Here is a 17,318-nt window from a genome sequence, read left to right as displayed (position 1 = left end):
CATGCGCACCATGCAGGACTGGCTCGACAGTTACAGCAGCGACCACCAGAACCCGACCAACCAGGTGTTCCACTGGCTGTGCGTGCCGCCGATCGTGTGGTCGGTGATCGCGCTGTTGTGGACGATTCCGGTGCCGGCGGCGTTCCTCCGTCCCGGCGCATGGTCAGTGCTGGCGATGGTGCTGGCGTTCTACTGGTACTGGCGGCGCTCGCACCGGCTGGCTTTTGCGCTGCTGCTCGCATTCGCCGTGCTGGGCCTGCTCACCAATTTCCTGTACTACCGGCTCGGCGGCGCGTCGTTGTGCTATCTGGCCATCGGCGTCTTTGTGGTCGCCTGGGTCGGCCAGTTCATAGGCCACAAGTTCGAGGGGCGCCGCCCCAGTTTCCTCACCGACCTGTCGTACCTGCTGATCGGCCCCGCCTGGCTGATGGCCAAGCTGCTGCGCCGACTGGGATTCAAGCAGACCACATGACAACCCTGCTTACCCTGATCAGCACCCTGCTCTGGTGGGTGCTCTACAGCAGCATCGGCGCGCTGCTCTTCGCCCTGATCGGCTGGTCGGTGCTGCGCTGGACCGAACGCTGCGCGGTGGTGTTCAACCGCATCTACCTGGCCTGCCTGCTGTGGACCATGATCGGCCTGCTGCTGATCACCGGCGTGGCCGCGTACGAAGGCCACCTGCACCCGCCCTACGCAGCCCTGCTCGACTCCGGCCTGCTGCGCTGCACCCTGGTGCTGGACATGCTGATCGGCACGTTCCTGCTGTGGCGGCTGACCCCGCGTGTCGATGCGCACCGCATCCGCCCCGGCAGCGCCTGCATGGCGGTGGCGACGATCATGGCGATCAGTTTCGGCATCGCCACCAGCCTGGCGTGATCCGGGGGCTTCGCTACAAGAAAGGGGCGGATTTCATCCGCCCCTTTCTGTCTTTGAGAAACGCTGAAAGTCGGCTTCCGAACTCAGTGCATGCCGAACAGCGCCGCGCCGAACACCATCCCCATGATCACACCAATGACCAGGGAAAACACAAAGAAGATCACCATATAGATCAGCTGCACCAGACACGCCTTTCCGTAGCCGATCTGGCTGCCGTCCTTGGACAGCAATAGATAATTGACCACGGCAGCACCCACGAGCAGGTCCGCAACCACCGACAGAGGAGCACCCATCCCTTGCGGGAGGACCATCCTCAACACGATCAACACCACGATCACGGCAACAAATGTCAGCAGAATCGCGCCGATAGAGCGCAAATACGACGGCATGTAGCCGACTGCAATACGAAATGACAGACACAGGATCAGTGCGCCGAGCAGGATGCCACCTACGATCATGACCAGCATGGCGAACATCCCCATGCCGGCAAGCGCAGCCAACGAAGAAGTACCCATAAAGCCTCCCCTTGAAGTAGTGGAAACCGTCGCGCGGCACCCCCATGCCCCCTCCCGACGGTGGCGCCAGCCTAGCTGATTCCACCGTCGCATGAGCGATAGCACTGTCTCCTCCGGCGAGACCGGAGCAAGCTATACCACCCGCTCGCTTACGAGATGCCCCATGAGCCTGCGCAGCCTGTTCGTCGACTTCAACAGCTACTTCGCCTCGGTCGAACAGCACGAGGATCCGACCCTGCGCGGGCACCCGGTCGGCGTGGCGCCGGTGGCCGCCGAAACCACCAGCCTGATCGCCGCCAGCTACGAGGCCAAGGCGTTCGGCGTCGGCACCGGCACGATGGTGCGCGAGGCAAGGCGGCTCTGTCCCGGTATCGAAATCCGTGTGGCTCGGCCAGAGCGTTATGTGTACTGGCACCACCGCCTGATCGAGGCGATCGACCACGCGATCCCGATCGCCCGCGTCGGCTCGATCGACGAAGTCGCCTGCGAGCTGGTCGGTCGCCAGCGCCAGCGCGACGTGGCCGAAGCCATCGCGCAGCAGGTGAAAGACGAAGTGGCCTTGGCCGCCCCCGGCGGCGCGATCCGCTGTTCCATCGGCATCGCGCCGAACGACTTCCTCGCCAAGACCGCCTCGGACATGCGCAAACCCGACGGCCTCACCGTGATCGAGCAAGCCGACCTGCCGCACGCCCTGCACGGCCTGGAACTGCGCGACCTGTGCGGCATCGGCCGCTCGATGGAGGCGCGCCTTCACGAAGCCGGCATCACCACCGTGGCGCAACTCGTCGCCGCCGACAAGCATCGGTTGCGGCACGCCTGGGGCGGCATCGAGGGCGAGCGCATGTGGGGCCTGCTGCGCGGCGCGTGGCTGCCGGCCGCGCCCACCGAACGCGGCTCGATCGGCCATTCGCACGTGTTGGGACCGGAACTGCGCAGCGCCGTCGGTGCCCGCGCGGTGCTGAAGAAACTGCTGGTGAAGGCCGCGATGCGCATGCGCCGCGAGGAAATGCTCAGCGGTGCGCTGGCCGTGCGCATCCGCTTCATCGGCCACGACCAGCGCTGGGAATGCGACCTCGCCTTCGATCCCACCGACGACAGCCGCGAACTGCTGCGCCTGTTGAACGGCATGCTGGACAGCGGCCATCGCCGTCGCTTGTTGCCGGGACCGGTGAACGCCACGCCGCTATCGGTCAGCGTGACTTTGATGCGATTGGTCCCGCGCACTCAAAGCAGCGGTTCGTTGTTCGCGCCAACGCAGGATACGCGCCGTGTCGACGCTCTGGTCGATCGCATCAACGCGAAGTTCGGCTACAACAAGCTCTACTTCGGCAGCATGCAGCTGGCACTCGAACACGACGCCGCGCCGATGCGCATCCCGTTCAATCGCGTGCCCGATACGAAGAGCGAGAACGAGGCCACGCATGAGAGCGACGCCAGCCAGAACGCACTCTGGCTGCAGTCATTCAACCGTTACAAGGTCATCGCCGAGGGTGAGCATCGCAAGCGTGAGCGTGGCAAACACGATCAATGATCCACAGCCTTGTTCGCTGTGCGCACGGCCTCAACAAACCCGCCAAACGGAATATCGGTGATCCCCACCAGCCCGATATGGCTGTTCTCGCCATCGAGCAGGCGGCCAGTCACCGGCTGGTCGGTGTACTGGAACCAGTGCGCGCCGACGATATCCGGGTCGGCCGCGGCGGCAGCGATGAACTTCGCGTACGCCTCGCCACGCTGCTGTTCGTTCCATACCGACACCACGCCCTTGCCGAACGGGCCGCGGTCGTCCGAGCCGAAGTGGAACTCGCTGATCAGCACCGGCTTGTCCAGCTGCCGCATCGCCGCTGCGTCGAAACCGTGCTGCGGCAGGTCGGCGTAGACGTTGAAGCTGACCACGTCGCAATACTGCGCGCAGGCGGCGACCGCTTCGGGCGTGTTCACCGCGAAGCGGCCGCCGAGGAACAGGTGGTGCGGATCGTGCCGGCGGATCGCTTCGCCCACGGTGCGGAAATAGGTGTCGGCGTAGCGCCGCAGCCATGCGCTGTAATCGGCGGCAATCGCCGGATGCGCCTCGTTCGGCGTCGGCGCGGCGAAACCGGCGACATCCAGTGCATCCCATGAGCCCAGCGCGATGCCCCACGCGGCGGACAGCGTTTCCGGCGCCACGTACTGCTTGCGCAGCATCGCGATGAAGGCCTGTTTGGCCGGGCTTTTCGCGTCGCCGGCCAGCGTGCCGATGGCCAGCCCCCAGCGCCCTTGCGGGCCGCTGCCGGCCCAGGCCAGCTCGTTGTCGGCGAAATAGCCGAGCAGGTACGGATCATCGCGCACGTCGGCGCTCGCCTTGGTCACTGCCACCTCGGTGGCCTGCACGAAACGCGGATCGAACGGGTCGGGCATGCGGCCCCAGTAGTCGTAGCCGCTGGAGACATTCGCGTAGTCGCCGTCGATATTGATCGAACGCGTATACGGCAACCGATGCGTGCGACCCAACGCATCGTCGCTCCAGTTGCCGATGGTGTTGAAGCCCCACGCCTGCAGGCGATCCAGCGTGCGTGAGCGCCATGCATCCAGCCAGTTCCTGCCATCGATGCGATACAGGTTCGCCGCGTAGAAATCGAACCAGCGACCATGGTCGTAGCCGATGCCCTGGCTGGCGCCCTGATCCTTGTCGCGGTTGTCGCCTCTGCCGTAGAACGCCGCCCATTCACCATGGGCCGGCGGAAGGTCACGGAACATGAACTCGCGGCCTTCGACATAGCTGCGACCGCCATCGGCGACCACCGCGTTGGCGCCGAGCGAGAAGAACGCGTGACCATCGGGCGTCACCAGTTGCCAGCGACCGTCGGTTTTCCGCGCGTGGAACCAGCCGGTCTTGTTCGACCCTTGGCTGTCCAGACGCCCACCGTAGGCATCGAGTCCTGCGGTCGGCGCTGCGGCCAGGATCGCCTTCCCGGCTGCGCGCAAGGCAGCATCGGCATCGATCTTCTCCGGCCACTGACCCCGCGTGAATTGTCCGTAGCGATCGACGATGCCGGCATACGCATCGTGCAGCGTGGTCCCGCCTGGCGCGGTGTCGACACGACCGAACAGCAGCATTTGCGTGGCCTGCGGCGCAGGTACGCCGAGGCGGATCGCGCTGATCTTGTGCAAGTCCAGGGCACCCTGCACCGCGGTTGCCAGCAAGGTCGGCCGGCCATGATCGTCGAACGGCATCGGCGGCCCCACCTGCATCCCCTCGCCACGCGGCGACTCGGCGTGCAGTGGCATCACCAGCGTCTGCGCCGGGCCGGCCGGCACGCCCACGGTCGCGTGCAGATGCCGGCCGGAAGCATCGTCGATATCGACGGCAAGCGTCACCGACCATGCCATCGCGTTCTGCACGCGCAGATGAAGTTCGCCCTGCTTCGACCAGTCCCACACGCCATGAACAGGGGTCAGCACGATCTGCGGATGCGCCGCGGCCTGGAAGGCATAGCGCTGTTGCGCCACGCCGTCAGCGGCATGTTCGGCGTCGCCCACGCGTCGGACCTGATCGAAGCCTACTTGTGCCATGGCATCGTGGCTGGCGAGATCCGCGACAGCGGGGATGCTCGCCGCATGACAGGCGCCCAGACAGCACAGGCATAGCCAGATCGATACTCGACGATTCATGCGCAACCGGCCTTGGGGCGGGGTGCCCGGGCATTATGCGAGGGCACGGCAAAGTACAACACACAAAGCTGGCGCCTGCGCTGGATTGGCGGGAGGCGAAGTGCGACACCGGCATGCGCGGAATGACGGAATTGGAAGGGAGCGGCAAGGCTTGCTGCGCTTGCGGAGCGGCTCCGTTGGAAAGCCACCTGCCCGTTACGCCTCGCGCGGGCGCGACCACCACTGCCAGCCGTAATACACCGGCACACCCAGCGCGATGATCAGCAGGCTCATGCCGGCATCGCCCGGCTCGTGGATGGCGCTGGCCACGATCACGCCGAACACGGTGGTCACAAAGATCAGCGGCAGCAGCGGATAGAACGGCACCCGGTACGGCGCCGGCTGGTCGATGAAGTGCTTGCGATACCAGAACAGCGTGCCGATGCCGAACACGTGGCCCAGCCACTCGCCTACCGTGGTGTAGTTGAGCAGCTGGTTGAAGCTGCCCGACACGGTCAGCACGATCGCCCACAAGCCGAGCACGGCCAGCGCGATCTGTGGCGCACGCGTGCGCGGATCGACGCGTCCGGTCGCACGGAAGAACACGCCGTCCGCACCCATCGTCTGCAGCACGCGCGCACCGCCGGCGATCGCGATGCTGCAATAGCCGAAGGTGGAGCAGGCAATACCGACCTCGATCACGGTGGCGCCGTGCACACCGAAAAGCTTCTGCATGAGGTCGGCTGCTGGCGCCAGGCTGGTGGCGAGACCGGCGTGACCGAGCCCGGCCAGATAGGCGAAGTTGACCAGCACATAGCAAAGCACCACGCCGGCCATGCCCATGCCCAGCGCGCGCGGCAGGGTGCGCTGCGGGTTGCGCACTTCGCCGGCCAGGTCGTTGAGGTAATGAAAACCGCCATAGGCGAACAGCACCGGCAGCAGGGCGCCGGCAAACGCCCACGACGACACCGGTTGCGTGTTGTCCGGCACCAGCACCAGTCCCAAGTGGCCATGTGCCAGCACCATGCCAGCCACCACCAGCAAGGCGATCGCCATCACCTTGAGCACGGTGAAGATGTTCTGCATCCACGCGCCGGCGCGGATGCCGAACAGGTTGATGCTGACGATGAACACGATCGCGCCGACCGCCACCGGCATTTCGCAGAGCCGGCTCAAGCCCAGCGCCCGACAGAAATAGACGGCGAACTTGGTCACCACCGCCGCCACGCTGCCGGGATAGTTGATCAGCGCCATGGTCCAGCCGAACAGGAACGCCGGCAGCAAGCCGAACGCCTCGCGCAGGTACACATAGATGCCACCCGCCTGCGGCCGTCGCGCGCCGAGCTCGGCGTAACACAGCACGCCGGCGAGGGTCAGCAGGCCACCGATCGCCCACAGGATCAGCACCTGCAGGCCGGACGAGGTGTTCTGCGCCACCGTGGCCGGCGTGATGAAGATGCCCGCCCCGATCACGCCGCCGATGACGATCATCGCGGCGTCCCAGGTGTTCAGGCGACGGGCATAGGCATTGGCGGGTTCGGTCAGCATGGCCGCTACCATGCCATTGTGGGCACCGCTTCGGCCAGTCCCGCGTCGCATACGAACCTTTTCAGGCGGTATGCAGCGGCGCCAACCGCAAATTGACAAGCGGCTTTTGTCTCGGAACACTGGCATCGCAGTGCGACACACACTGCCGATTCATGACGCAGCGGCGACTTCGTTGCGTCGTCGTCGCCGAGGGGTGCTGCAGCGGACCTCCGTCCGCCACGCTCGGCATGCGACTCCATCGCAAGGGCGCCCTTTCCACTTACTGGAGATGTCGCCATGTCTGTTCACGCTGCCGCTCGCCGGCTCGCTTTCGCCACCTCCGCGGACTACCCGTCCATCCAGCCTGATGATGTCGGTCTGGCCACATCGCTGGAGCGCCTCGGCCTCGAGCCGATCGTCTGCGTGTGGAATGACCCGGACGTCGACTGGCCGACGTTCGATGCGGTGCTGATCCGCACGATCTGGGATTACTTCAAGCACCATGCGGCGTTCCTGGCCTGGCTCGACCGGCTCGACCGACTGGGCATCCCCACCATCAACGACAGCGCCCTGCTGCGCTGGAACAGCGACAAGCGCTACCTGCTCGAACTCGCCGAACGCGGCATCGGCATCATCCCGACGCAGCTCGCCAGTGCGCATGAGCTGGGCGACGTGCTGTCGACGATGCCGGCGCAGCAGGTGGTGATCAAGCCGACGATAAGCGGTGGCGCCTGGCATACGCTGCGCGGCACCGTCGGCGCCGAGACCTTCGCCCAGGCGGTGACGCAGCTGCCGCGTGAATACGATTATCTGGTGCAGCCGTTCGTGCCGGAGATCGTCAGCGACGGCGAGTGGTCGCTGCTGTATTTCGGCGGCGAGTTCAGTCACGCCGTGATCAAGCGGCCAGCTGCCGGTGATTATCGCGTGCAGGGCGAGTACGGCGGCAGCACCGATCCGATCGTGCCGAATGCCGCGACGCTGGGCGCTGCCGAACGTGCACTCGCTGCAGTCGCCGATATCGGGCATCGCGATCAAGCCTATGCACGCGTCGACGGCGTGGTCTGCGCCGGCCGCTTCCTGATCATGGAGCTGGAGCTGATCGAGCCGTTCCTGCATCTCGCCGAGCATCCGGCAGCGGCCGACCGGCTGGCGCAACTGGTGGCGAACCGGCTTCCCGGTAATCGACAACTTCCGCACAGCACCGACAGGCAGACAGCGACGCCCTAGAATCACCGCATGTCCGTCCCAGCCGCACGCAAGATCCTGCATATCGACATGGACGCGTTCTATGCGTCGGTGGAGCAGCGCGACGACCCGTCGCTGCGCGGCAAGCCGGTGGCGGTGGCATGGCGCGGTGCGCGTTCGGTGGTGTGCGCGGCGAGCTACGAGGCCCGCGTGTTCGGCGTGCGCTCGGCGATGCCGGCGATCCGCGCCGAACGGCTGTGTCCGCAGCTGGTTTTCGTACCGCCGGATTTCGTGCGTTACAAGGCGGTGTCGCGGCAGGTGCGCGAGATCTTCGCGCGACATACCGACTTGATCGAGCCGCTGTCGCTGGACGAGGCCTATCTCGACGTCACCGTGACGAAGAGCGGCCTGCCCTCGGCCACGGCTACCGCCGAGGCGATCCGCGCCGCGATCCGCGAGGAGACCATGCTGACCGCATCGGCCGGGGTGGCGCCGAACAAGTTCCTGGCCAAGATCGCCTCGGATTTCCGCAAGCCGGATGGCCTGTTCGTGATCCGCCCGCAGCAGGTCGAGGCCTTCCTCACTCCATTGCCGATCGGCCGGCTGCCCGGCGTCGGCAAGGTAATGGAGGCGAAGCTGGCCGTGCTCGGCATTACCACCGTGGGCGAACTGCGCGCATTTGCGCTGGCCGAACTGGAGCAGCGCTTCGGACGCTGGGGCCGCCGCCTGCACGAGCTGGCGCGCGGTATCGACGAGCATCCGGTGCAACCGGAGCGCCTCACCCTGCAGGTCTCCGCCGAAGACACCTTCGAGCACGACCTGCTGCTCGACGAACTCGAACCGCACATCCGCCGGCTCGCCGAGAAAGCCTGGGCCGGGCACCAGCGCGAGCAGGGTCGCGTGGCACGCACCGTAGTGCTGAAACTGAAGACCGCGGACTTCCGCACGCTGACGCGCAGCCTCACCCCGGTGCAACGACCGCTCTCGGCAAACGAGCTGGCCGACATCGCGTGCGCGCTGCGCGAACGCGTCGAGCGCCCTGCCGACAGCCGTTACCGGCTCGTCGGCGTCGGCCTGGCCGGCTTCGTCGAGCAGGACAGCTACCAGGCGCAGAGCGACCTGTTCGACAACCCGGTGGTGTCGGAAGTCAGGCCCTGATCCAGCGCCACAGTTCGCGCCACGACGGCTTCTTGCCGTACATCAGGATGCCGGTGCGATAGATCCGCGCGGCCAGCCAGACGCAGGCGAGTAGCGCAAGCACCATCAGGCCCAGCGACAGCGCCAACTGCAATGGAGGTACCGAGCTCAACGACCAGCGCACCGGCATCGTGAACGGCGCGAACAGCGGGATGTACGACATCGTCACGCCCAGGCTGCCGGTCGGATCCTTGATCAGGCTGAACACGGAGAAGAAACCCAGCAGGATCGACATGGTGACGAACACCGCGTACTGCTGGGTCTCCTGGATCGTGTTGCACATCGCGCCGATCGCCGCGTACAGCGCGCCGTAAAGCAGGAAGCCCAGCGCGAAGTAGAGCAGGAACACCACCAGCAGGCCCGGCGCCATGCTCGGGATCGGAAAGCTGCGTACCGCATCCGCGCTCATGCCGAAGATGCCAGCCAGGTGCACGCGCTGGCTGCTGACCAGGAACACCGAGCCGCCCCAGATCGCCATCTGCGCGAGACCGGCCATGCCCACGCCAAGCACCTTGCCGAGCAGCATCTGGAACGGCGTCAGCGACGAAGTCAGCACCTCCATGATGCGCGAGCTCTTCTCCTCGATCACCGAGGTCATCGTCTGCTGGCCGTAGAGCAGGATCGAGATGTACAGGACGAAGCCCATGAAATAGGCGATCAGAAACGAATCCTCGCCGCTCTGCCCGGTCAACTTGCCGTCGGACACCTTGGTGGTATCCATGTCGGCCGGCGCCATCGCGCGCTTCACCAGCGCCTCGTCCACGCCTGACTTGCCGAGCCGCACGCCGGCAAGCGCATTGGACACGGTTCGCTGCAGCTTAGACATCGACTGCAGCGAACCGACGTTGCTGCCGTAGTAGTCCAGCTTGCCGCTGGCCAGGGTATCGTCGGTGAGCACCAGCACGCCGTCCCAGCCGTCTTTCTGCCCCTTGCCGGAGAAACCGGTACTGGCGATCAGACCGTCGCGTACCGCAGCCAGGTTCGCTGTCGTGGCGGGAAACACCTGCACGCTGTAGCGCGCATTGGTCGAGGAGCCATCCCCCAGCTTCTCGGACTGCATTGCCTGACTGACCGACTGCCCCAACCCCACCGAGGACGCATCGACCACGGCGACCCGGCTGGTGCGGTCCGAGCCGCTCATCATCAGCCCCGGCAGCACCGCCATCATCACGATGAACACCGGCAGCAGGATCGTGGAAATCAGGAACGCCCGGGTTCGCACGCGCTCGACGAACTCCCGGCGGATCACGGCGATGATCTTCTTCATGCGGCTGCTCCGGCATGCGCAACGGCGGCATCGGCGCCGACCCTGGCAATGAAAATGGCATGCAACGACGGCTCGACCACTTCGAACCGGCGCAGGCCGACCCCCGCATGCACCAGCGCCGCCAATAATTGCCCGGGGTCGGCACCATCGACCATCTGCAGCTCCGCCGAAGCGCCGTAATCGTCGACCCGGGCAATCAGCGAACGGTCGGCAAGGATCGCCTCGGCACGCGACTTGTCGTGGCTGAAACCAAGTGCCACATGCCGGCCGCCGAAGTCCGCCTTGACCTGCGCCACCGTGCCACTGACCACGGTCTGGCCGCGCGCGATGATCGCGATGCGGTCGCACATGCGCTCGGCCTGCTCCATCACGTGGGTCGAGAACAGCACGGTACGTCCGCTGGCGGCGATCTCCACCACGATGTCCTTCATCACCTGGGCGTTGACCGGGTCGAGACCCGAGAACGGTTCGTCGAGGATCACCAGCTCCGGCTCGTGCAGCAAGGCACCGGCAAACTGCACCTTCTGCTGCATGCCCTTGGACAGGTCCTCGACCTTCTTCAGCGCCCACTCGCCGATGCCCAGCCGTTCCAGCCACGCCAGCGCGCGCCGGCGTGCGTCGGCACGCGAGATGCCCTTGGTCTCGCCCAGGAAGATCAGGTGATCGAGCACCTTCATCTTCTTGTACAGCCCGCGCTCCTCCGGCAGGTAGCCAATGCGTGCGGACAGCTTGCGACTGCCATGCGCGGAGCCGAACAGCGACACGCTGCCTTCGTCCGGTTCGAGAATGCCCATGATCAGGCGGATCGTGGTGGACTTGCCCGCGCCGTTCGGCCCGAGCAGCCCGAAGATGCCGCCGGCGGAAACCTGCAGCGAAAGGCGGTTGACGGCGGTATGTCCTGAAAACCGCTTGGTGACGGATTCGACACTGACGCTAGGCGATGGCATGGTCCCCTGTCCCTGGCCTGTCGGGCACGCGGCCCCCTGCGCGAAAATAGCATGCAGCCGCGAAAGCACGTAGATGACCTATGGCAGAGTGCGCATGAACCATCGCCAGCTGCGCCACGCAGATCGTGTACGCTGTGTGCCCCGCATTGTCCGTGACTGGAACAGCGACATGCATTTCGAACTGCCCAGAGTCCGCATCCATTCGCTGAAGGACTTTCTCAAGCATTACCTGATGATCGTGCTCAGCATCCTCACGGCGCTTGGGCTGGAGGCATGGATCGAGCATGCGCATCACACCCATGCCGCAGAGGCGGCGAGTCGACAGATGACGGCCGAGCTGCGCCACAATCTCGCCGAGACACGCGATTCGCTGCGACGGAACGACGCGACCCTGCGGGCTGTCGGGAAGCTCGACGCGATGGTCATCGCCGACCTTAAAAGCGGCCTGCCGGCAGCCACGATCAACCAGCACATCCGTGCACAAAAAGCGGGTTTCCTGCTCAATCTGAATTGGCCAAGCCTGCCTTCGTCAGCCTGGGATGTGGCCGTGGCGAATCAATCGGTGAGCTGGATCGAACCGGCCAGCCTGAAGAGGTATTCCGCCGCCTACGCAGCCCAGCGTGAATTGAACGACTGGGTGCAGCACGACAGCATGCTGATGCTGGACATGCCCAAGGTGATCAATTTCAAGACCGACCTCGACCTGGACCACGACGTGGATCCCCAGGCGTTTCTCTACACACTGCAGCAGTTGAATACGACCAACACCAGCCTGAAGAACAACCTGCAGGAACTGGAGAAACATCTCGTCGACGCCGTACCGGACGAGACGCAGGGCAGCCGATAACCGCTGGCGGTGAGCTGATGCCCGCGTGCACTCAGCCCTGCTCGGGCAGCGTGTATTCGAAATCGTAGAAATGCCGGCCGTCGGTGACCGTGATCGCCAGCGTCCCGGCCAGTCCCTGCAATTCGTCACTGCCGGAATCGGGCACTACCATGATGGTCAGCTGTGGCGCACCACGCGTCATGGTGCCGCTGTGCTGCAGCGCGAACGCGCCGCTGCGTCCCTGCAGCGTACCGCTGACGCGCTCCAATGCGACATAGCCGGCCGAACCCTCGATCGCGATGCGGGTGGCCAACATCTGGCCCTTGCCGGTCGCCATGAGGTCGCCGCGGTACTGCTTGTCCAGCGCCATCCGGCCGATACTGGCATCACCGACACCGTCTTCCGCCGGCTGTGGAATCATCTTCACTTCGAACGTGCCACTGGCATGCATGCTCATGACTCTCCAGCCTGGGTGCGACATGGTCGCACCCCTCGGATCGCCTAGCCAAGCTTGCGCGAGATCGCAAAGAACGCCAGGTTGCCCAGGCCGGTGGCACCGGCCAGCACGGCCACCAGCCCCGGGGTGACTTCCTGCCAGTTGAACCACTGGATCAGGCCGAAGCCAGCCGCGACCGACACCAGTACGATGCCCCAGCGCAGCGACGTGTAGCGCCGGCGCAGTGCCTCGTCGCGCAGGATCGAATTGACCAGCTCCTCGGAACCGCCCGCGTTGACCATGTGCCGGCGCACCATGGCGTCGACGCAGACCTTGATCGAGTAGGCAATGCAGATGAACAGGCTGATCGGGATGAAGTCGCCGAAATTCATGGGGCTCTCCTTGGGTTGATGGCGGAATGACTGACTGTCGGGACCATAGATACGGCCACCCTGCCGACGGTTGCAGAAATCCACTTGCAACCATTATGGCGATGCGCGTATCCCTTGCGGCATGGAAGACATCCCCAACAGCCCGGACCGCGAACTGGTCGATGCCGTGCTGGCCAACCGGCCGGGCGCGTTCGAGCGCCTGGTCCGCGAGTATCAGGGCCTGTGCTGGCACATCATCCATCGCATGGTGCGCCACCCCGAGGACGCACGGGAGCTGTGCCAGGACACCTTTCTGCGCGTGCACCAGTGCCTGCACCAGTATCGCTACGAGAGCGCGCTGAAATCGTGGATCGGGCGCGTGGCCTACACGATCGCGCTGCGCCACCTGCAGCACAAGCGCATCCCGCTGCTGGAGAACACCGAGGACGGCGACGACTATGCGCTGGTGGAAAACATCGGCGATGGCTTCGACCTCGAAGCCGCCTGTGCCGACGCGGAAACGACGCAGCACCTGCACGCCGCCATCGAGGCGCTGCCGCCCTTGCAGCGGACCGTGCTGACGCTGTATTACCTTGAAGAAATCACGATACCCGAGATTGCCCGGATCACCGGGCTGGCCAGCGGCACCATCAAGAGCCACTTGTTCCGCTCACGACTGCGCCTTCGCGGCGCGCTCGAGGCCCGGACCGGAGTTGCAGCATGAACCACGACATCGACGACACCACCCCTCCTTTCGACGATGCGGCCCACGAACGCGAATGGCTGCTGCAGGAACGCGCCATGCGGCGCGAACGCCTGCACCTCGACCCTGCAGGCGATGATGCAAAGGCCTTGCGCTATCGGATGCTGGCGCATGCATTGCGGCAACCGCTGCAGGAGTCACTGCCGCCCGATTTCGCACGACACGTGGCCGCCTTGGCCGCGGCCGGCATGGCGGCCAAACCGACAACCGGCATCCGCTTCGAATTTGCCCTGACGATCTCGCTCCTCATCATCTTCGCGCTCGCCGCCGGCTGGGCGACGGCGAGCTACGGCAGCGCATGGCTGCCCTCGATCAGCGCGACACTACCCGCGCCCGACCCATCGGCCATCCGCTGGCTGCTGGCCTTCGCTGGATGCATCGGCATGTCGTGGCTGCTGGGCTCATGGCAGCAGCACAAACATGGACGCGACTGACGCAGGACATATGCGCCGGCCGATCACGGTTGCTCACAGATCCAGCACGGCATCCAGCCCGCGCTGCACGCCAAGCAGCCCCGACACCTTGCGGATCGCCAGCAACGCGCCGCCGACATAAGGCTTCGCGCTGCTGCCGGCGTTGTGGCGCAGGCTCAAGGTCTGGTCCGGCATGCCGAAGATCGTCTCGACCCCGATCACGAAACCCGGCAGGCGCAGCGCATGCACCTGGCTGCCGGCCAGCGTGCCGCCGCGTGTTTCGCGCATGCCGATGGTCTGCTCCAGCGGCACCTCCAGTGTCGGCTGGCGCACCTTGCCCAGCCGTCCGGCCAGCTCACGCACGGTGCCGCTGGGCGCATCCGGCTTGCCGGCCGAGGCGTAGTCGATGATCTCCCATTGCGGAATCAGCTTCGCCGCCATCTCGGCAAACTTGATCAGCAGCACCGCGGTCAGCGCAAAGTTGCCACAGGCCAGCACGCCACGTTGCCGCTCGCGCGCCAGCGCGTCGATCTGCGCGTAATCCTCGTCGGTGAGCCCCGACGTGCCGACCACCACGTGCGCGCCATGTTCCAGCGCGGCAAGGATGTTCGCCTTCGCGCTGTCCGGCTTGGTGTATTCGACGAAGACATCGCAGGGCTGTGTCAGCGCCTCGGTGGCGCTGGCAAAGACCGGTGTCGCCAGTCGGGGCTCGCCCAGCACCTCGCCGAGTTTTTGTCCCGCGTGCTTGCGGGCTACCGCCGCAACCAGCGAGAGGTCATCGGCCGTGGCGATGCCGCGTGCCAGCTCGGAGCCGGCCCAGCCGGTGGCGCCGGCAACGCATACCTTCAGTGACATGGTGACCTCGTGGTTCTTGTCGTGATCGGCGCAGAGTAATCTGCGCGTGGCACGCTTGTCCCGAATCACCGGCGACGATTGAACGCACCGACCCAAATGGCACTCGCTTGAGCAGGAAGCCTCATCTTTCGTCATTCCTGCGCAAGCAAAAAATCGCCACAACAGCGAAGCTGCTCAATCCAGCAACTGCAAGGTTTCGGGTATAGCGAGAGGCGCTGGATTCCCGCTTCCGCGAGAATGACGAGCCTACGTAGGCACCATTCCGCACCGACCCGATTCAGCTGCCACCGACATGAAACGAGACCTCGTGACTGCAACGCCAGCCGCCGACGCAGCATCGCAATCGCCGGAAGCCGACGGTGCTTGGTGCCTGTACCTGATCGAATGCCGCAACGGCAGCTACTACGCAGGCATAACCAACCGCCTTGACGCACGCTATGCGGCCCATGTGGCCGGCCGCGGCGCGCGCTATACCCGCGCCAACCCGCCGCTGCGCTTGCTGGGATTTCGCCGCTATCCGGATCGCGCCAGCGCTTCGCGTGCGGAATGGCAGATCAAGCAGCTGCCGCGGAAGCGGAAGCTGGCGTTTCTATTGGCCGATTCGTCGCAATAGTTGTCGATACCGCATTGATCTTCTGATCAAGATCTAGCCAAGCTTGGTCCGAATAGGCCATTGCCGTCATTCCAGCGAGGAGCTTTTCACCCGTCACCTCAATACCCGATCACCTCGCCATCCTTGCGCATCTCGGTGGCGCCCCAGTACACGTGCTGCTTGGCGTCGAACATGATCGCCTCGTAGCCGCCGAAGTTGCCGGTGCCAGGCACGACCTTGTAGCCGCGCTTGACCAGCTCGGCCTTCACCGCGGGATCGAAACCCGACTCCATCTCCACCGTGCCGATGCCCTGCGAGGCCTCGCCGGTGGGTTCGGCGTTGCCGTAGTGGCGCCAGCGCGCGGCATCGCCGGCGTCCTGCACGTTCATGCCGTAGTCGATCATGTTGGTCAGCACCTGGATGTGACCCTGCGGCTGCATGTCGCCGCCCATCAGGCCGAACGACATGTACGGCGCGCCGTCCTTCATCACGAAGCCCGGGATGATGGTGTGGAACGGTCGCTTGCCGGCAGCGTAGACGTTGGCCGCGCCGGGCTTGAGCGAATACAGCTCGCCACGATCCTGGAACATGAAGCCGAGACCATCGGCGACCAGGCCCGAACCCATGCCGCGGTAGTTGGACTGGATGATCGACACCATCATGCCGTCCTTGTCGGCGGTGGTGAAGTACGTGGTGTCGCCGTTGAACAGCTTCGGATCGCCGGGACCGATGCCCGCGTTGGCGTGGTCGAGATGAATCAGCTTGCGCCGCTGGTCGGCATAGCCTTCGGACAGCAGGCCCTTCATCGGCACATCGACGAAACGCGGATCGGCGTAGTACTTGGCCAGATCCTCATAGGCGAGACGCTTGGCTTCCAGCATCGCGGTCAGCGCATCGGCGCTGCCCACGCCCATCTTCTTCAGGTCGAAGCCCTTGAGCAGCTGCAGCATTTCCAGCGCGGCGAAGCCCTGTCCGTTCGGCGGCAGTTCGTAGACGTCGTAGCCGTGGTAGTTCACCGATTGCGGCGTCACCCACTCGCCGTGGTAGCCGGCAAAATCCTCGTAGCGCAGGTCGCCGCCGATGCGCTTGAAGTAGGCATCGATGGTGTGTGCGATCGCGCCCTTGTAGAACGCATCGCGGCCGCCCTGTGCGATCAGCGTCAGGGTATGGGCCAGATCGGGATTGCGGAACACCTCGCCTTCGGCCGGCGTGTGGCCGTCGATCAGATAGGTGTGGCGCGCATTCGCGCTTTCCTCGATCAGTCCGTGCATCCGCTCGAACGCCGCCATGTTGCCCTTCCAGTACTGAGCAACCAGCTGGGTAACCGGGAAACCGTTCTGCGCATAGCCGATCGCCGGCGCCAGATCGTCGGCCAGCGAGAGCTTGCCGAACTTGTCGTGCAGCGCGCCCCAGGTATCGACCGTGCCCGGCACGGTGATCGGCAGCGAGCCGACGGCGGGAATGTGATCCTTCGCCGGCAGCCCGGCCTTGAGATACGCGGCCTTGACCTCGGCCTGCATCTTGGCCAGGTCGCGGCCCTTCGCCGACGGGCCGGAGCCGTTGTAGCCGTAGAGTTGGTGCGTCTTCGGATCCCACACGATCACGAAGCAGTCGCCGCCGATGCCGTTCAACACCGGCTCCATCAGGCCGAGCGCCGCGTTCGCCGCAATCGCGGCATCCACTGCACTGCCACCCTTCTTGAGGATGTCGATCGCGATCTGCGAGGCCAGCGGCTGCTCGGTCGCCGCCATGCCGTGCTGGGCCAGCACCGGCGAACGGGAGGCCCAGGGATGGCCGGAGTAGCGATCACCCCGGCCGACATCGGCATTGACATGCGTCGCGGCCGTCAGCCCCACCAGCAGGGCGACGGCAGCGCCGATCCGGATCTGCGAATGACTCATCACGGCTCCTTCGGGGC

18 protein-coding genes and 1 riboswitch are annotated in these 17,318 nt (G+C 65.3%); of the genes, 9 read left to right on the top strand and 9 right to left on the bottom strand.

The window, feature by feature from the left end; genetic code table 11:
• Position 1 precedes the first annotated feature (1 nt).
• Complete coding sequence (locus tag B0E46_RS04580; RefSeq protein ID WP_077554537.1) at positions 2-472, top strand: Mpo1-like protein; 471 nt, start codon at positions 2-4, stop codon at positions 470-472.
• On the top strand, positions 469-876 hold the full coding sequence (locus B0E46_RS04575) for a hypothetical protein (protein WP_077554536.1): 408 nt from the start codon (positions 469-471) through the stop codon (positions 874-876). Before B0E46_RS04580 ends, B0E46_RS04575 begins: the two co-directional genes overlap by 4 nt.
• Before the next feature lie 83 nt (positions 877-959).
• Here B0E46_RS04575 and B0E46_RS04570 read toward each other — a convergent pair whose 3' ends face one another.
• Complete coding sequence (locus B0E46_RS04570; protein WP_077554534.1) at positions 960-1,391, bottom strand: hypothetical protein; 432 nt, start codon at positions 1,389-1,391, stop codon at positions 960-962.
• A gap of 163 nt (positions 1,392-1,554) precedes the next feature.
• On the opposite strand from B0E46_RS04570, the gene B0E46_RS04565 reads away from it, so the two are divergent.
• Complete coding sequence (locus B0E46_RS04565) at positions 1,555-2,922, top strand: hypothetical protein (RefSeq protein WP_077554533.1); 1,368 nt, start codon at positions 1,555-1,557, stop codon at positions 2,920-2,922.
• Here B0E46_RS04565 and B0E46_RS04560 read toward each other — a convergent pair.
• Together B0E46_RS04560 and B0E46_RS04555 are read right to left on the bottom strand one after the other, a co-directional pair.
• Positions 2,916-5,042, bottom strand: a complete 2,127-nt coding sequence (locus B0E46_RS04560) for a beta-agarase (protein WP_077554531.1) — start codon at positions 5,040-5,042, stop codon at positions 2,916-2,918. The genes B0E46_RS04565 and B0E46_RS04560 overlap by 7 nt on opposite strands.
• Positions 5,043-5,237: 195 nt before the next feature.
• Positions 5,238-6,569 carry an amino acid permease gene (locus B0E46_RS04555; protein ID WP_077554530.1) on the bottom strand — a complete coding sequence of 444 codons (1,332 nt, stop codon included), beginning with the start codon at positions 6,567-6,569 and terminating at the stop codon, positions 5,238-5,240.
• A 182-nt stretch (positions 6,570-6,751) separates the two neighbouring features.
• A riboswitch (S-adenosyl-L-homocysteine riboswitch) is annotated at positions 6,752-6,828 on the top strand.
• 17 nt (positions 6,829-6,845) lie between these two features.
• On the opposite strand from B0E46_RS04555, the gene B0E46_RS04550 reads away from it, so the two are divergent.
• Both B0E46_RS04550 and dinB read left to right on the top strand, forming a co-directional pair.
• Positions 6,846-7,775: a hypothetical protein gene (locus tag B0E46_RS04550; protein WP_077554528.1), complete on the top strand. Its 930-nt coding sequence runs from the start codon at positions 6,846-6,848 to the stop codon at positions 7,773-7,775.
• A 9-nt stretch (positions 7,776-7,784) separates the two neighbouring features.
• Positions 7,785-8,891, top strand: a complete 1,107-nt coding sequence (gene dinB, locus B0E46_RS04545) for a DNA polymerase IV (RefSeq protein ID WP_077554527.1) — start codon at positions 7,785-7,787, stop codon at positions 8,889-8,891.
• Here the strand turns inward: dinB and B0E46_RS04540 are convergent.
• Complete coding sequence (locus B0E46_RS04540; RefSeq protein WP_077554526.1) at positions 8,881-10,197, bottom strand: ABC transporter permease; 1,317 nt, start codon at positions 10,195-10,197, stop codon at positions 8,881-8,883. The two genes, dinB and B0E46_RS04540, sit on opposite strands and share 11 nt — an antisense overlap.
• Positions 10,194-11,144: an ATP-binding cassette domain-containing protein gene (locus B0E46_RS04535; protein ID WP_077554524.1), complete on the bottom strand. Its 951-nt coding sequence runs from the start codon at positions 11,142-11,144 to the stop codon at positions 10,194-10,196. The genes B0E46_RS04540 and B0E46_RS04535 overlap by 4 nt, the downstream gene beginning before the upstream one ends.
• 169 nt (positions 11,145-11,313) lie before the next feature.
• Between B0E46_RS04535 and B0E46_RS04530 the strand changes: the two genes are divergently transcribed.
• Complete coding sequence (locus B0E46_RS04530; RefSeq protein ID WP_139350413.1) at positions 11,314-11,991, top strand: hypothetical protein; 678 nt, start codon at positions 11,314-11,316, stop codon at positions 11,989-11,991.
• A gap of 31 nt (positions 11,992-12,022) precedes the next feature.
• Here the strand turns inward: B0E46_RS04530 and B0E46_RS04525 are convergent, their stop codons facing one another.
• Together B0E46_RS04525 and B0E46_RS04520 are read right to left on the bottom strand one after the other, a co-directional pair.
• Entirely contained in the window at positions 12,023-12,427 is a 405-nt protein-coding gene (locus tag B0E46_RS04525; RefSeq protein WP_077554520.1) for a DUF3224 domain-containing protein, read from the bottom strand.
• 44 nt (positions 12,428-12,471) lie between these two features.
• Positions 12,472-12,798: a hypothetical protein gene (locus tag B0E46_RS04520; protein ID WP_077554519.1), complete on the bottom strand. Its 327-nt coding sequence runs from the start codon at positions 12,796-12,798 to the stop codon at positions 12,472-12,474.
• Between the two features lie 121 nt (positions 12,799-12,919).
• On the opposite strand from B0E46_RS04520, the gene B0E46_RS04515 reads away from it, so the two are divergent.
• Positions 12,920-13,501 (top strand): sigma-70 family RNA polymerase sigma factor, encoded by a 582-nt coding sequence (locus B0E46_RS04515; protein WP_077554517.1) that lies wholly within the window; start codon positions 12,920-12,922, stop codon positions 13,499-13,501.
• Positions 13,498-13,974, top strand: a complete 477-nt coding sequence (locus B0E46_RS04510) for a hypothetical protein (RefSeq protein ID WP_077554516.1) — start codon at positions 13,498-13,500, stop codon at positions 13,972-13,974. The genes B0E46_RS04515 and B0E46_RS04510 overlap by 4 nt, the downstream gene beginning before the upstream one ends.
• A 33-nt stretch (positions 13,975-14,007) precedes the next feature.
• Here B0E46_RS04510 and dapB read toward each other — a convergent pair whose 3' ends face one another.
• On the bottom strand, positions 14,008-14,808 hold the full coding sequence (gene dapB / locus B0E46_RS04505) for a 4-hydroxy-tetrahydrodipicolinate reductase (RefSeq protein WP_077554515.1): 801 nt from the start codon (positions 14,806-14,808) through the stop codon (positions 14,008-14,010).
• A gap of 307 nt (positions 14,809-15,115) precedes the next feature.
• Between dapB and B0E46_RS04500 the strand changes: the two genes are divergently transcribed.
• A complete protein-coding gene (locus tag B0E46_RS04500) occupies positions 15,116-15,421 on the top strand; it encodes a GIY-YIG nuclease family protein (RefSeq protein ID WP_254425037.1) in 306 nt (101 codons plus the stop codon).
• 98 nt (positions 15,422-15,519) lie between these two features.
• Here the strand turns inward: B0E46_RS04500 and ggt are convergent, their stop codons facing one another.
• Positions 15,520-17,301, bottom strand: a complete 1,782-nt coding sequence (gene ggt / locus B0E46_RS04495; RefSeq protein WP_077554512.1) for a gamma-glutamyltransferase — start codon at positions 17,299-17,301, stop codon at positions 15,520-15,522.
• Between the last annotated feature and the right edge of the window lie 17 nt (positions 17,302-17,318).

Origin of the sequence: Rhodanobacter sp. B04 (assembly GCF_002001125.1) — a bacterium.
Classification (GTDB): domain Bacteria; phylum Pseudomonadota; class Gammaproteobacteria; order Xanthomonadales; family Rhodanobacteraceae; genus Rhodanobacter.
This window is presented reverse-complemented; position numbering and strand designations above follow the sequence as displayed.

Excerpts from the sequence above, each read along its gene's own strand:
- B0E46_RS04580 (WP_077554537.1), top strand. The coding sequence starts at position 2 with ATGCGCACCATGCAGGACTGGCTCGACAGTTACAGCAGCGACCACCAG.
- B0E46_RS04575 (WP_077554536.1), top strand. The coding sequence starts at position 469 with ATGACAACCCTGCTTACCCTGATCAGCACCCTGCTCTGGTGGGTGCTC.
- B0E46_RS04570 (WP_077554534.1), bottom strand. The coding sequence starts at position 1,391 with ATGGGTACTTCTTCGTTGGCTGCGCTTGCCGGCATGGGGATGTTCGCC.
- B0E46_RS04565 (WP_077554533.1), top strand. The coding sequence starts at position 1,555 with ATGAGCCTGCGCAGCCTGTTCGTCGACTTCAACAGCTACTTCGCCTCG.
- B0E46_RS04560 (WP_077554531.1), bottom strand. The coding sequence starts at position 5,042 with ATGAATCGTCGAGTATCGATCTGGCTATGCCTGTGCTGTCTGGGCGCC.
- B0E46_RS04555 (WP_077554530.1), bottom strand. The coding sequence starts at position 6,569 with ATGCTGACCGAACCCGCCAATGCCTATGCCCGTCGCCTGAACACCTGG.
- B0E46_RS04550 (WP_077554528.1), top strand. The coding sequence starts at position 6,846 with ATGTCTGTTCACGCTGCCGCTCGCCGGCTCGCTTTCGCCACCTCCGCG.
- dinB (WP_077554527.1), top strand. The coding sequence starts at position 7,785 with ATGTCCGTCCCAGCCGCACGCAAGATCCTGCATATCGACATGGACGCG.
- B0E46_RS04540 (WP_077554526.1), bottom strand. The coding sequence starts at position 10,197 with ATGAAGAAGATCATCGCCGTGATCCGCCGGGAGTTCGTCGAGCGCGTG.
- B0E46_RS04535 (WP_077554524.1), bottom strand. The coding sequence starts at position 11,144 with ATGCCATCGCCTAGCGTCAGTGTCGAATCCGTCACCAAGCGGTTTTCA.
- B0E46_RS04530 (WP_139350413.1), top strand. The coding sequence starts at position 11,314 with ATGCATTTCGAACTGCCCAGAGTCCGCATCCATTCGCTGAAGGACTTT.
- B0E46_RS04525 (WP_077554520.1), bottom strand. The coding sequence starts at position 12,427 with ATGAGCATGCATGCCAGTGGCACGTTCGAAGTGAAGATGATTCCACAG.
- B0E46_RS04520 (WP_077554519.1), bottom strand. The coding sequence starts at position 12,798 with ATGAATTTCGGCGACTTCATCCCGATCAGCCTGTTCATCTGCATTGCC.
- B0E46_RS04515 (WP_077554517.1), top strand. The coding sequence starts at position 12,920 with ATGGAAGACATCCCCAACAGCCCGGACCGCGAACTGGTCGATGCCGTG.
- B0E46_RS04510 (WP_077554516.1), top strand. The coding sequence starts at position 13,498 with ATGAACCACGACATCGACGACACCACCCCTCCTTTCGACGATGCGGCC.
- dapB (WP_077554515.1), bottom strand. The coding sequence starts at position 14,808 with ATGTCACTGAAGGTATGCGTTGCCGGCGCCACCGGCTGGGCCGGCTCC.
- ggt (WP_077554512.1), bottom strand. The coding sequence starts at position 17,301 with ATGAGTCATTCGCAGATCCGGATCGGCGCTGCCGTCGCCCTGCTGGTG.